This is a genomic window from Microbacterium elymi (genome assembly GCF_021582895.2).
Classification (GTDB): domain Bacteria; phylum Actinomycetota; class Actinomycetes; order Actinomycetales; family Microbacteriaceae; genus Microbacterium; species Microbacterium humicola.
The window spans coordinates 616,492-628,519 of record NZ_CP091139.2; the positions used below are offsets into that span (position 1 = coordinate 616,492).

General features: G+C 73.3%; 13 protein-coding genes and 3 pseudogenes. 5 read left to right on the forward strand and 11 right to left on the reverse strand.

Features of this window, described 5'->3' with window-relative positions; all coding sequences use genetic code 11:
* Nucleotides 1-9 precede the first annotated feature (9 nt).
* Together L2X98_RS22595 and L2X98_RS03435 are read right to left on the reverse strand one after the other, a co-directional pair.
* Nucleotides 10-351, reverse strand: a pseudogene (locus L2X98_RS22595) (DUF8744 domain-containing protein); the annotation flags it as partial.
* 216 nt (nt 352-567) lie between these two features.
* A complete protein-coding gene (locus L2X98_RS03435) occupies nt 568-993 on the reverse strand; it encodes a helix-turn-helix domain-containing protein (protein WP_259612319.1) in 426 nt (141 codons plus the stop codon).
* 57 nt (nt 994-1,050) lie between these two features.
* On the opposite strand from L2X98_RS03435, the gene L2X98_RS03440 reads away from it, so the two are divergent.
* Nucleotides 1,051-1,380 (forward strand): DUF2249 domain-containing protein, encoded by a 330-nt coding sequence (locus L2X98_RS03440; RefSeq protein ID WP_259612320.1) that lies wholly within the window; start codon nt 1,051-1,053, stop codon nt 1,378-1,380.
* On the opposite strand, the gene L2X98_RS19900 is transcribed toward L2X98_RS03440, so the two are convergent.
* A complete protein-coding gene (locus tag L2X98_RS19900) occupies nt 1,361-1,681 on the reverse strand; it encodes a hypothetical protein (protein ID WP_354002904.1) in 321 nt (106 codons plus the stop codon). The two genes, L2X98_RS03440 and L2X98_RS19900, sit on opposite strands and share 20 nt — an antisense overlap.
* Nucleotides 1,682-1,775: 94 nt before the next feature.
* Here L2X98_RS19900 and L2X98_RS03445 point away from each other — a divergent pair, with 94 nt between their 5' ends.
* The gene (locus tag L2X98_RS03445) at nt 1,776-3,041 is read left to right on the forward strand and encodes a hypothetical protein (RefSeq protein ID WP_354002905.1); all 1,266 of its coding nucleotides are present in this window, start codon (nt 1,776-1,778) and stop codon (nt 3,039-3,041) included.
* Here the strand turns inward: L2X98_RS03445 and hpf are convergent.
* The 8 genes and pseudogenes from hpf to L2X98_RS19920 all read right to left on the reverse strand — a co-directional run bounded on the left by hpf (nt 3,001) and on the right by L2X98_RS19920 (nt 9,487).
* A complete protein-coding gene (gene hpf, locus L2X98_RS03450) occupies nt 3,001-3,666 on the reverse strand; it encodes a ribosome hibernation-promoting factor, HPF/YfiA family (protein WP_259612321.1) in 666 nt (221 codons plus the stop codon). The two genes, L2X98_RS03445 and hpf, sit on opposite strands and share 41 nt — an antisense overlap.
* 95 nt (nt 3,667-3,761) lie before the next feature.
* The gene (locus tag L2X98_RS03455) at nt 3,762-4,049 is read right to left on the reverse strand and encodes a ComF family protein (protein WP_354002989.1); all 288 of its coding nucleotides are present in this window, start codon (nt 4,047-4,049) and stop codon (nt 3,762-3,764) included.
* A gap of 558 nt (nt 4,050-4,607) precedes the next feature.
* The gene (locus L2X98_RS22600) at nt 4,608-6,050 is read right to left on the reverse strand and encodes an LpqB family beta-propeller domain-containing protein (RefSeq protein ID WP_494337244.1); all 1,443 of its coding nucleotides are present in this window, start codon (nt 6,048-6,050) and stop codon (nt 4,608-4,610) included.
* Nucleotides 5,944-6,228 (reverse strand): annotated as a pseudogene (locus L2X98_RS22605) (LpqB family beta-propeller domain-containing protein); the annotation flags it as partial. The pseudogene L2X98_RS22605 and the gene L2X98_RS22600, both read right to left, overlap by 107 nt.
* 296 nt (nt 6,229-6,524) lie before the next feature.
* Nucleotides 6,525-7,094: pseudogene (locus tag L2X98_RS22610) on the reverse strand (ATP-binding protein); the annotation flags it as partial.
* Complete coding sequence (locus L2X98_RS22100) at nt 7,064-8,017, reverse strand: HAMP domain-containing protein (RefSeq protein ID WP_259612323.1); 954 nt, start codon at nt 8,015-8,017, stop codon at nt 7,064-7,066. The gene L2X98_RS22100 and the pseudogene L2X98_RS22610, both read right to left, overlap by 31 nt.
* A gap of 7 nt (nt 8,018-8,024) precedes the next feature.
* Nucleotides 8,025-8,705 carry an MtrAB system response regulator MtrA gene (mtrA, locus tag L2X98_RS03470; protein ID WP_259612324.1) on the reverse strand — a complete coding sequence of 227 codons (681 nt, stop codon included), beginning with the start codon at nt 8,703-8,705 and terminating at the stop codon, nt 8,025-8,027.
* Nucleotides 8,706-9,100: 395 nt separating this feature from the next.
* A complete protein-coding gene (locus tag L2X98_RS19920; protein WP_354002907.1) occupies nt 9,101-9,487 on the reverse strand; it encodes a hypothetical protein in 387 nt (128 codons plus the stop codon).
* Here L2X98_RS19920 and L2X98_RS19925 point away from each other — a divergent pair.
* From L2X98_RS19925 to L2X98_RS03480, 3 genes are all read left to right on the forward strand, one after another.
* Complete coding sequence (locus tag L2X98_RS19925) at nt 9,486-10,208, forward strand: glycerophosphoryl diester phosphodiesterase membrane domain-containing protein (protein ID WP_354002908.1); 723 nt, start codon at nt 9,486-9,488, stop codon at nt 10,206-10,208. The genes L2X98_RS19920 and L2X98_RS19925 overlap by 2 nt on opposite strands.
* Before the next feature lie 386 nt (nt 10,209-10,594).
* Nucleotides 10,595-10,867, forward strand: coding sequence for a DUF4129 domain-containing protein (locus L2X98_RS19930; RefSeq protein ID WP_354002991.1), 273 nt, complete (start codon nt 10,595-10,597; stop codon nt 10,865-10,867).
* The gene (locus L2X98_RS03480; protein ID WP_259612326.1) at nt 10,864-11,544 is read left to right on the forward strand and encodes a DUF4350 domain-containing protein; all 681 of its coding nucleotides are present in this window, start codon (nt 10,864-10,866) and stop codon (nt 11,542-11,544) included. The genes L2X98_RS19930 and L2X98_RS03480 overlap by 4 nt, the downstream gene beginning before the upstream one ends.
* The last annotated feature ends 484 nt before the right edge of the window (nt 11,545-12,028 follow it).

A 12,028-nucleotide genomic window follows, 5' to 3' on the forward strand; every position in this document is an offset into this window, starting at 1 on the left:
CGGCACGTAGACCAGCGCGAACGCGGCGGTGCCGGCCACGAGCACGGCCTTGGCCGCCGTCAGCGGCACGGGGTCGGCCAGCAGCAGGATGCCGCCGAGCCCGAGCAGCGCCGGGGCGAGGTAGCCGTACCAGCGGCGCAGCGCCGTGGCGCGTTCCAGCGCGATGAGAGTGCCGACGAAGCCGAGCACCATGAGCGGACCGTGCACCTCGGGCAGGCGTGCGGAGGTGACCGGGGCGGGCACGCCGATCAGCAGGAGCGCCGCGTCGAGCCCGGCCAGCAGTGCCAGCCCCGCCGGCAGGATCCAGACCAGACGCCAGGTCGGACGGCGTCTGTCGTGGGCGGCGCTCACGACGCGGCCTGCAACGCAGGGTGCACTCGCCGGGTCCGGTGAACGGGATCAGCCGGCTCTCGGCATCCGAGCCGCGGGCGCCCAGGATGCCGTCGATCATGCCCTGGTGCACCGCGCAGACGATGGCCGGATGCCGCGAGGCTGCCTCGATCAGCGGGCAGCGCTCGAGCAGCACGACGTCTCCGGTGTCGTTCGGGGCGAAGCCCTGCTCGCGCATCACCTCGACGACCGTGGACCGGGCGTCCTCGCCGTCGCGGTCGGCGACCATCTGCTCCCCCAGGCGCGCCCCGCTTCGCGGGCCTGCCCGGCCGGGTCCGCGCTCGTGCGGGCGAGGGTGTCGGCCAGCGCGGCGGCCAGGCCGGCATACGGGTTGGCCGGTTCGGGGCTGGTGGCCTGCCAGAGCCAGGCGGGCCGGCCGCGGCCGGTGGAATCCTCGCGCTGGCGGCGGACATATCCGTCTGCCCGCAGCTGCTCCAGGTGGCCGCGGACGGTGTTCTCGTGCAGTCCGGTGGCGTCGGTCAGCGCCGCGGTGGAGACGGGGGCGGTCTGCGCCTCGACCATCCGCAGCACCATTTCCCGCGTCGCGGAGTGACGTCTCCCGTTGGCCGCGATGCGGCGGCGTCTGCCCTCGTCAATTTCCACGGGATCCAGTGTAATAAACTCTGGGCACGCGTGTACACACTGACGAACGGAGCAGCCATGGCCAGCATCGAGATCCACCGCTCACACGACGAGGCGGTCGACCAGAACCCCACCGCCCAGAACCCGACGGCAGGGTGCACCTGCGGAGAGGTCGACGAGGATCTGCCCGAGCTGGACGTCCAGACCATCCCGCACGCGATCCGGCACGCGGCGATCTTCGGCGCGATCGACGCCCTGCGCCCCGGCGCCGCGATGATCATCTCGGCGACCCACAACCCGATCCCGCTGCTGAGCCAGCTCGAGGCCCGGTACGGCGACGCGTTCAAGACCGCCTACCTCGAGCAGGGCCCGGAGCGCTGGCGCATCATCATCCGCAACGTCGCCTGATCCGGCCGCGCGCACAGCACTGGGCACACAGCGCTCTGCAAGCGAGCCCTCCTAAGATGCCGCCATGAGCGGATTCTGGGGACGGCGCACGCGCGATCAGATCACCGGGCAGGACGTCGACCTCGCCCGCCGCGCCGACGCCGCGCTGATCGCGACCGACGAGCGCCTGCGGCTGACCGCGGACGAGCTGGCCTTCGCCGAGGCCGAGCTCGGCGAGGACGCGACGGCGCCCCTGCGCGAGGCGCTGACCTCGGTGCGCCATCACCTGCGCGAGGCGTTCCAGCTGCACCAGCTCAACCACGACGAGATCCCGGACACCCCGGACGAACTCCGCACCCGCAACGCCCGCATCGTGCAAGCTGTGCGAGTGGGCCGAGAACCTCATCGAAGAGCGGATGTCGGCGCTGTCCGACCGGATCGCGCTCGCGCGGCGCGCGCCGCAGATCCTCGCCGGCGTGCGCGACGACACCGTCGCGCTGCGCGCCCGTCTCGACCCGGCCCGCGCCGCGATCGATCGGCTCGGCGCCCGGTATGCGGACAGCGCCCTGCGGCAGGTCCGTTCCAACCCGGCCGAGGCCGAGCAGCTGATCGGGTTCGCCGAGCACAGCGCGCGCGTCGCGCACGACCGACGCGAAGCCGATCAGCGCGAGCCGGCCAATCTCGCGCTCGAGGCCGCCACCGAAGCCGTCCGCCGCGCTCGCGCGCTGCTGGACGCGGTCGACAACTTCGAGATCGAGGCGCTGCGGGCCGAGTCCACGCTCGGCGCGGTCGTCGACGACTCGCGCGAAGACCTCGTCGTCGCCCGCACCGCGCCGCAGACCCCCGAGGTCGGCGCCGCGGTCGAGCGCCTCGAGAAGGCACTGTCCGCCCTGCCTCCCGCCGGGGTGACCACCGACCCGTTCTCGCTGCTGACCGCGCTGAGGGAGGCCAACGCCGGGCTGGATGCCGCGATCGCGACCGCACGCGAGCGGGCCGAGCATCCGATCCCGTCCGCCGACCAGGTGCGGCACGCGATCGACGACGCCGACCGGCAGCTGGCGATCGTGCGCGACCTGATCGGCGGGCATCGCGGCTGGATCGGGGCGGACGCCCGCACCCGTCACGCCGAGGCCGAGCGCATCCGCGAAGAGCTCTCGCGGCTGGTCGGACCGGATGCCGCGCTCGGCGCCCGCGAGATCGACGAGGATCAGCGAGAGCAGGCGCTGGCGCTGGCCCGCCGCGCCGGATACCTTGCGGCCGAGGCGCTCGCAGCTGGCCCAGCGCGACATCGACGCGGCGCGGCCGCAGGCCGATGCCGGCTGGGGCGGCGCACCCGGCGGCTGGGGCCAGGGCGGCCGGCGCGGCGGAACGGGCGACGCCATGGGCGGCATCCTCGGCGGCCTGGTCATCGGCAGCATCCTGGGCGACATCTTCGACTGAGCACCGCTCCGGGCGGTTGCCTCATCTGTCGCTGTTGCACGCGAAAGCGCGCGTCCGGTGTGCAAGCGCGACAGCTGAACCCGTGTGACCGGCCGCGTAGGCGGCCACGGGCGTCGAACTCGCGACCACGACCGGGCCGCAGAGCGCGGGCGGTCGAGCCCCTCGACCGCCCGCGGGCGGGCGCCCCCGCACCCGCGCCTGTCAGGAGACCAGTGCGGCCTCCGGCGGGGCCACCGCCGTGAGCGAGATGACCCCGTAGTCCCAGCCCTTGCGCCGGTACACCACGCTCGGGTGGTCGGTGCGGGCGTCGATGAAGAGGAAGAAGTCGTGGCCGACCAGTTCCATCCGGTCCACGGCATCCTCGACGGTCATCCACTCCGGGTCGAACCGCTTCGTCCGGATGACGACGGGGGTGTAGTCCTCCTCGTCCTCCGCCCCGGTCAGGATCGGGATCTCGCCGGTGGCCACCGCCTTCAGCATGTCGGCGGACGCGGGTTGCAGATCCACGCCCTGCAGGGCGCCGCTGCCCTTGTCGAGCTTGGCTCCGCGCGGGTGTCGTCGCGCGTCCACGCGCTTCTCCTTCGCCCGGCGGACCTGCTCGGTGAGCTTGTCCACGGCCAGATCGAGGGCGGTGAACTTGTCGCCGTCCACGGCCTCGGCCCGGACGATCGGCAGTCCCTTCCCGGTGAGCGTCAGCTCGACCGTCGAGTCCTCCATGCGCCCGTTGTGGTACGCCCGGTGCGTGACCTTGACGTCCATGCTCTGTGCGCGCGGCGCGAGGTTCTCGATGCGGATCGACTTCTCCTCGACCACGCTGCGGAATCGATCGGAGACGCTCACACCCACGCCGACGATGCTGGTTTCCATCCCTGACCTCCTTGTTCCGGTCCCCCCGGCCAAGGGCGGACCATCAGTCGCCTTGTGTCCCCCACCGTAGTCGGCGCACTGCCCGCTGTCACGCCTCAGCGCGATCTCATCACGGATCCTGAGGCGCAGACCCCGAGGACGGATGCCGACGCCCGGTCGCCTGCGACCGTCGCCGCGCCGACCACCTCGGCGCCGACCGCGCGCAGCGCGCGGGCCGCCTCGGTCAGGGTCGCCCCGGTCGTGACCACGTCGTCCACGATCAGCACGCGCGCTCCCTTCAGCGCTGCGCGCCCGCGCATGCTCCCGGCGACGTTGGCCGCCCGCGCGTCCCGGTCCAGCGCGCGCTGGTCGGCGACGGTCCGGACGCCGCGCAGCCCCCGCATCGGGCGCAAGCCCGGCCCGGCGGGCCACCAGCTCGGCCACCCGATACCCGCGGCGGCGCATCGCGGCCCGCGAGGTCGGCACCGGCACGACCACCACGTCGGGCGCGACCAGCGCGCCCCGCGCGACCCCGCACGCGTCCGCCGGCCCGCCGGCGGCGGCCCGCAGCGCGCGGGCGAGCGGCCGCGCCAGGCCGGTGCGCCCGTCCTCCTTGAGCGCGCGCAGCACCCGCGCCGGCACGCCGGCGAAGTCCAGGCCGCTGCGCACCCGCAGTCCGTCCTCGAGCGTGCGCTCGGTCACGGCGGGCCGCAGCATCCACCGGCAGTCGTCGCACAGGGCGACATCCGGCGCACCGCACCCGGCGCAGTCGATCGGGAACACGAGGGCGAGCGCGTCCGCGACCGCGTCGCCGACGATCCGGTGCAGCGCGCCCGCATCCCCCGGTTCGGCCATGCACCGATCCTGCCCGCGGGGCGGGCGACCGCGCGGCCGAGCTGCCGAATCTGTGGATGCCGCAGCATCCGTGCCCGCGCGGGCACAGCTGGGGAGGAACCGACGGATCAGCCCTGGGCGGGCATCCCCTGCGCGTCGCCGAGGACGCGGATGCCCGCGCCGGCCTGCTCCCAGTTCGATCCGCGCTGGGCGTACAGCGTGCCGTCGCGCCCGAGCAGCCGGACCGTCGTGCCCGTCGTCCCGGAGATGGCGGTCACCCCCTCCGGAGCGGACATGGACGATCCCGGCCCGCCGACGACCTGGCGGATCTCGACCGTGGATGCCCCGGACCCGGCGATCACGCCGAGGGTGCTGTCGTCCAGCCAGGCCAGGTCGATCCCGGCCGCCGGCAGCTTGGCCACGGGCGTGGCATCCCCCAGCGACTTCGGCCGGCCGTCGGCGTCGCGGACGATGCCGAACACCTCGACCACCGGCTGCCCGCCGACGGTGAGGATCGCCGCCAGGCGCGTCCCGTCTCGCGAGAGCGTCATGCTCGTCACCTGCGACGCGTTCGACCAGGCGCCGCCGGCGATCTCGATCGCCTTGCCCGCCGAGTCGTAGGCGAGCAGCTCGTCGGGGCTGTCGCGCGGGACCGACCAGATGTAGCCGCGGGGGTCGATCGTCGGGTTGATCAGCCCGGTCCGCTGGTCCAGGCTGACGATCGGGCCGTGCGATGGGACCCGTGCCACCACCCCGGAGCGGGTGCGCACCGCGGCCACCGTGTAGTCGGGGGCCAGGTCGACCGCCACCGGGTTGATCGTGGACATCGCCTCGGTGATGCCGGGGATCGGCTCGATCTTGTCCTGTGCGGCGATGAATCCGAAGCCCTTGTCGGTGCGGACGAGGGCACGCGTGTCGATGCGGGTGGATGCCGTGGACACGCCCTGTGCCTCCAGCGGGGTGCCGCCGTAGGTCATCGAGACGTCGGTGACCCCGCCGACACTGGCCAGGCTCCGCTGCAGCTGCGTCTGCATCCGGTCGAGCGTGGCCGACTCGAGCGCGAGCAGCGGGCCGGACAACTCGACCTGCGCGACCCCGCCCTGGATCGGCACCGACGGCACGTTCATCGACACGTTGTCCGGGAACGCCGAGACCACGCTCTGACTCAGCCAGGGACTGGGCTTGCCGTCGATCAGGGTCTGCGCCACGCGAGTCGCGGCGTTGCTGGACGGGAACCAGCGCACGTCCGGCACGAGGTAGCGCCAAGCCGGGTCGAAGTACATCAGCGGATACTGGTGGAACACGCTGGTGAACTGGTCGGCGCCCAGCACGATGCCGTTCGGCGCAGCGCTGATCCGCCACTCCCCGTCCACCTGGTCGAGGCTGAACTTCAGCGGGCTTGCGCCCGCCCTCGGACGGCTTGTAGGCGCCGGTGGCGTCGACCGTGGCCCGCTGCGTGACGGTGAGCGTGACCGTGCCGTCGTCGGCGACGGTGTACTCGCGCGCCGAGCGGTCGTCGATCGTGGTGTTCTCGCTCGGCTTCCACTTGCCCTGGAACGACGGCGCCAGATACAGCTGCGCGACCGACCAGTTGCCGTCCGGGCCGAGACCGGCGTCGATGAAGCCCTGCACGATCTGCTCGGGCGAGGCGCCGTCCTGCGGCTTCTGCGGGACGAAGGAGAAGTCCGGCGGGGCGGCGGCCCCGGGGCAGCCCGGCGAACACGGGGCCCGAGGCGGGCAGCCCGGCACACGCCGAGGCGGCGAGCGCGACGGCGGTCAGCAGGGCCAGGATCGCGGTGCGCCGCAGGGGCCGGCGGGTCATGCCGCACCTCCCCGCTCGGTGTGCGGCGAGGCCGCGTCGATGTCGTGCAGCGAGATCGGCTGGGTGAGTCCGAGCTCGTCCAGCGACCCGCCGTCGTCCCCCGGGTCGACGGGGATCGGCGAGGCGCCCTCGACCGGGCCCGCCCCGCGCGGCAGGGCGAGCACGAAGTTGGTGCCGCGGCCCAGCTCGACCACACCGACAGGGTGCCGCGGTGCAGCGTGGCGTCGCCGAGGGCGATCGACAGCCCCAGTCCGGTGCCGCCGATCGTGCGCTTGCGCGACGGATCGGCGCGCCAGAATCGGTCGAACACCCGCTCGGCGTCGGCCTCGGTCATCCCCATCCCGTAGTCGCGGACGGCCAGGGCCACCGCCTGCTGGTTGCTGTCGACGGTGACCACGATGGGCCGCCCCTCCCCGTGCTCGATCGCGTTGCCCAGCAGGTTGCGCACGATCCGGCGGATGCGCCGCGGATCCATCTCGACCGGCGAATACCCGCCCGGGGCGACCAGTCGCACGTCGCTGCCGTCCTGCTCGGCCAGCTGCGACATCGACGAGATCACGTCCTCGGCGAGGTGGGCCAGGCTCGTCGGCTCGAGCTCGAGCTCGACCGACCCGGCGTCGTAGCGGCTGATCTCGAGCAGGTCGGTCAGCAGCGAGCTCGAAGCGCTGCACCTGCGCGTGCAGCGCTCGGCCGACCGGGCCGTGGCCGGGTCGAAGTCGTCGCGCCGGTCGTTGAGCATGTCGGCGGCGAGCCGGATCGTGGTCAGCGGGGTGCGCAAGCTCGTGCGAGACATCCGAGACGAACCGCTCGCTGCACCAGCGACAGCTCGGCGAGCTGATTGATCTGCGACTGGATGCTGTCGGCCATTGCGTTGAACGAGCGGCCCAGGGTCGCCAGCTCGTCCTCTCCGTGCACGGTCAGGCGCACGCCCAGGTCGCCGCCGGCGAGCTGGGCGCTGGTCTCGGCCGCCTGCCGGATCGGGGTGGTCACGGCCCGCAGGGTGAACCAGGCGATCGCCCCGATGAGCACGACCAGGGCGGTTCCGACGATCCACAGGGTCGCCTGCACGAAGCTGAGGGTCTTGGATGCGTCATCCAGGTCGTACGCCAGGTACAGCTCGTACGCCCCGATCTCGGGGACGATGATCTGCTGGCCGACCACGATGCCGGGGCGCATGGACCCGTCCGGCGACGGCAGGGCGATCGACTGCCCCCACTGCGTGTCGGTGGCGCCCTCGGCGCTGACATGCTTGCGCATCTCGGGCGAGATCATGTCCTCGCGCAGGCCGCCCGAGGTGAACCCGGGCGGCGCCAGCGCAGACGGCGTCTTGTCGATCCGCACGGCCAGGGTCATGTCGGTGGCCGACTGCTGGGCCAGCGAGGTCTGCACGCTCTTGAGCAGGTTCTGCACCTGCACCGGGTCGTCCTGGATGACCGCGTCGAACAGGGTGGTCTGGGCGGTGTCGACGGCGCGGCGGGCGTCGGTGAGCGCCTGGGACTTGCGCGACTCGAACAGGTCGTTCTGGATCGCCAGGGCCATCCAGACGCAGGCGACGATGATCGTCAGCGCGGTCAGGGCGAGGGTGATCACCAGGGTGCGGAACCGCAGCGACCGCCGCCACAGGGTGCTCAGATCCTCCAGGCGCGCCCGCCACCAGTCCCAGTCCCGCCAGGTGGTGCCGTTCGGGACGTTCGTGGACGCCGTCGAGGCGGACATGGATGCCTCAGGTGACGGCACCGGCGCGGTAGCCCACGCCGCGCACGGTGGTGACGATCTTCGGGTTGTCCGGGTCGAGTTCGACCTTGGCGCGCAGCCGCTGGACGTGCACGTTCACCAGGCGGGTGTCGGCCTTGTAGTGGTACCCCCACACCTGCTCCAGCAGCATCTCGCGCGAGAACACCTGCTGCGGCTTGGACGCGAGCGCCACCAGCAGCTCGAACTCCAGCGGGGTCAGCGAGATGGATTCGCCGGCGCGACGGACCTCGTGGGCCGCGACATCCACCTCGAGGTCGCCGATGCGCAGCACCTCGACGGTGCCGGAGGCGCCCGGCCGCAGCCGGGTGCGGATGCGGGCGACGAGCTCCTTGGGGTTGAACGGCTTGACGATGTAGTCGTCGGCGCCCGACTCGAGCCCCTTGACCACGTCGGCGGTATCGGTGCGGGCGGTGAGCATGATGATCGGCACGCCGGACTCGGCGCGCACCCGGGTGCAGATCTCGATGCCGTCCATGCCGGGCAGCATCAGATCCAGCAGGATCAGGTCGGGCCGCTCGGCCCGCCAGGCATCGACGGCCTTGGCCCCGTCCGCGCAGAAGGCGGTTTCGAACCCCTCCGTGCGCAGCACGATGCCGATCATCTCCGCGAGGGCGGTGTCATCGTCGACCACCAGGATCCGTGAAGTCATATGATCGCGTTTCGTCCTTCATCCGGCGCGGCTCGTGGCCGCACGCTGCGACAGCGCAGTCCCCGTGCGCTGTCCACAGCGTAGCCGAGCACGCCGAATCCGGGCGGCAGCCTCGCCCGGGTGTGACACGATGGGAGTCGGACCCGCTCGCGCGAGGAGGTTTCGTGACCGCGTACCCGACCTGGACGCCGGCGTCGCGCCCGGGGATCATCCCGCTGCATCCGCTCGGCTTCGGCACGGTGCTGGGCCGGTCGTTCACCGCGCTGCGGCAGAACCCGCGCGTGCTGCTGGGCTTCGCCCTGGTGGTGCAGGTGGTGGCGTTCCTCGTGCTGATCCTGGGGGTGGGCGCGGTCTCGTTCTGGTCGTTCTCGCGGCTGCAGACGGTGCCCGAATCCTCACCCGACTTCGCCACGATCCGGGCCGGATCCGTGGCGATCGTGATCGTCACCGCGTTCGTGCTGGGTCTGGCCGCCGCCGCCCTCGGCGTCATCGTGCAGGGCGTCGTGATGACCGAGGTCGCTCGCGGCGCGGTCGCCGAGAGGCTCGAGCTCGCCCGGCTGTGGGCCCAGGTGCGGCCGGTGGCCGGGCGGCTGATCGGCTACACGTTCCTGCTCACGCTGGCCATGCTGCTGGCCATCGGCGCGGTCACCGGGATCGTCTTCGCGCTCAGCGCCCTGGCGCCGGTCGCGGCGATCGTGCTGACCGTGCTGGCGGTGCTCGCGGCCATTCCGGTCGTGCTGTGGCTGTCGACGAAGCTTGCTGGCGCCGCCGGCGATCATCATGGAGCGCGCCACGATCCGCGGGGCGATCGCCCGGTCGTGGCGCCTCACCCGCGGCCGGTTCTGGCCGATCCTGGGCATCGTCGTGCTGATCCAGCTGATCTTCGGCGCGATGGCGCAGATCGTGACGCTGCCGTTCGGTCTGATCGGCGGTCTTCTCACCCAGTTCATCGCCCCCACCGGCGATGCGGACACCAGCGCGATCATCAGCGTCATCGTCACGCTCGGGCTGGCCGAGATCATCACGCTGCTGATCCAGTCCGTCGCGATCGTCGTGCAGGCCACGGCCACCTCGATCCTCTACATCGACTGCCGCATGCGCCGCGAGGGCCTCGACCTCGACCTGCTCGCCTACGTGGAACGGCGGGATGCCGGGGCCCAGGACCTCGCGGATCCGTACACGCTGCACATCGGCCGGACGATGGCCCGCCCCCCGATGCCCGCATACGCGCCCTATGGTCCCGCGCAACCGTATGCAACGGCGCCGCCCTATGGTGCGGCGTACCCGCCGTACGGTGCCGGATCCGCGCCGACCGCTCCCGCGCAGCCGCCGTATGCGACGCCCGGCTCCGGCCCGTACGCGGCGTCCGCCACCGGCCCGTACCCGCCGCCGGCCGCAGCCCCGACATCCGCACCCCCGGCATCCGCACCCCCGGCATCCGCACCCGCGCCCACGCAGTGGGCGGCGCCCGGCGAGAGGCCGGACGAGCAGGGGATGCCGTGATCCGACCGCTGTCGGATGGCATCCCGCCGCTCACCCCCGACGGCGATCAGGCGCGCCAGTGGGCCGAGCACGAGCTCAGCGATCCGGCGTATGCCCAGGCGCGCCCCACCCCGGTGGACCGCATCGCCCGCGCGGTGCAGGACTTCCTCTCCTCCCTGGTCGGCGGGCAGGCCCCCGACGCGTGGGGACTCTGGCTGGCCCTGGCCGTCGCGGCGATCCTGATCGCGCTGATCATCGTCTCGGCGATCCTCGCCGGCCGCTCGCGTCTGGCCCGACGCGGATCGAGCGCCGCGACCGAGCTGTTCGGCGACACCGAGACCCGCACCGCCGCGCAGCTGCGCCGGGCCGCGGCATCCGCCGTCGCCGATGAGGATTGGGGGCAGGCGGTGATCCTCCGCTTCCGGGCGCTGGCGCGCGGCCTGGTCGAGCGCCGCGCCGTCGAGCTGGTCCCGGGCGCCACCGTGCACGCGTTCGCCCGTGCCGCCGGTCGGGCCTTCCCCGGGCGTGCGGACGACCTGGATGCCGCGGCATCCGCCTTCGACGACGTCCGCTACCTGCGCCGCCCCGGCACCGCGGCGCTGTACGGCGCCGTGGCCCGCGCGGATGACGCGGTGCAGGCGGAGCGACCGGTGGATGCGGCCGCGGAGCTCGTCCGATGACCACCGCCGTCCGCACGGCGGCGACCGACGCACCCGCCGCCGTCGCCCCCGCGGTCGGCCGCCGGACGGCCGACCCGCGCCGCCGGCGCGCGACCGCATGGGTCGTGATCGCGGTCGTGCTCGTGGCGGCCGGGATCGCCGCGGCAGTGCTCTCCAGCGTCGGGCAGTGGACCAAGCGCGACATGCTCGACCCCGAGTCGGCGGGACCGGACGGCGCACAGGCGCTCGCCCACATCCTGCGCGGTCACGGGGTGCAGGTGCAGGTGGCCCGCGACCGCGACGCCCTGGACCGGGCCCTGAGCGCCGCGGGGCGCACCGAGTCCCGCGCCGCAGTCGCCACGCTGGTGCTGCCGGACAGCCCGCTGCTGTCGGACAAGACGTTCCAGGGCCTGGCCGACGCCGCCGACGACGTCGTCATCGTCCAGCCGCAGTCGCGCAGCGCCCGGCTGCTGTTCGACTCCGGCGCCTCCGGCTACGGCGCGGACGCGCCGGTCGCCCCCGGCTTGCGCGCTGCCCGCGGCGCAGCGCGCGGGCGCGATCGTGCCCGGCGCGCTGTACACGCTGCCGCAGGACCGGGATGTCACGGCCTGCTACCGCGTCGGCCCGGACGCCGCCCTGCTCGAAGCGGACGACCGCCGGCACCACCGCCACCATCGTCGATGGGACGGCGCTGCTGACCAACGCCGCCCTCGCCCAGCACGGCAACGCGGCGCTCGGCATCACCCTGATGGGCGTGCACCCCACCCTGATCTGGTACATCCCCTCGGCGCGGGATGCCGATGCCGGCGCGGCGACCCCCACGCTCGGCCAGCTCACGCCGCGGTGGGTGAGTCCGGTGATCGTCGCTGCTGGCGGCCGGCGTCGGCGCGGGCATCTGGCGCGGCCGCCGGTTCGGACCGCTCGTGGCCGAGAGCCTGCCCGTGACCGTGCGCGCCGCCGAGACCACCGAGGGCCGCGCCCGGCTCTATGCCCGCTCGCGCGACACCGCCCATGTCGCCGACCGGCTGCGCATCGGCGCGCTGACCCGGCTCGCCCGGCTGCTGGGAATCGGGACCACCGCGGCGGCGGACGAGACATCCGATGCGGTCGCCGACCTGCTGGGGATGCCGCGGGCGCTGGTCCGCGGCATCCTGCGGGACGATCCCGTCGGCACCGATCGCG

Bases quoted from the DNA above. Each gene is read 5' to 3' on its own strand.
- mtrA (WP_259612324.1), bottom strand. From the start codon at position 8,705: ATGACTTCACGGATCCTGGTGGTCGACGATGACACCGCCCTCGCGGAG.
- L2X98_RS19920 (WP_354002907.1), bottom strand. From the start codon at position 9,487: ATGATGATCGCCGGCGGCGCCAGCAAGCTTCGTCGACAGCCACAGCAC.
- L2X98_RS22100 (WP_259612323.1), bottom strand. From the start codon at position 8,017: ATGTCCGCCTCGACGGCGTCCACGAACGTCCCGAACGGCACCACCTGG.
- L2X98_RS03455 (WP_354002989.1), bottom strand. From the start codon at position 4,049: ATGCGGGGGCTGCGCGGCGTCCGGACCGTCGCCGACCAGCGCGCGCTG.
- L2X98_RS19925 (WP_354002908.1), top strand. From the start codon at position 9,486: ATGGAGCGCGCCACGATCCGCGGGGCGATCGCCCGGTCGTGGCGCCTC.
- L2X98_RS03440 (WP_259612320.1), top strand. From the start codon at position 1,051: ATGGCCAGCATCGAGATCCACCGCTCACACGACGAGGCGGTCGACCAG.
- L2X98_RS03445 (WP_354002905.1), top strand. From the start codon at position 1,776: ATGTCGGCGCTGTCCGACCGGATCGCGCTCGCGCGGCGCGCGCCGCAG.
- hpf (WP_259612321.1), bottom strand. From the start codon at position 3,666: ATGGAAACCAGCATCGTCGGCGTGGGTGTGAGCGTCTCCGATCGATTC.
- L2X98_RS03480 (WP_259612326.1), top strand. From the start codon at position 10,864: ATGACCACCGCCGTCCGCACGGCGGCGACCGACGCACCCGCCGCCGTC.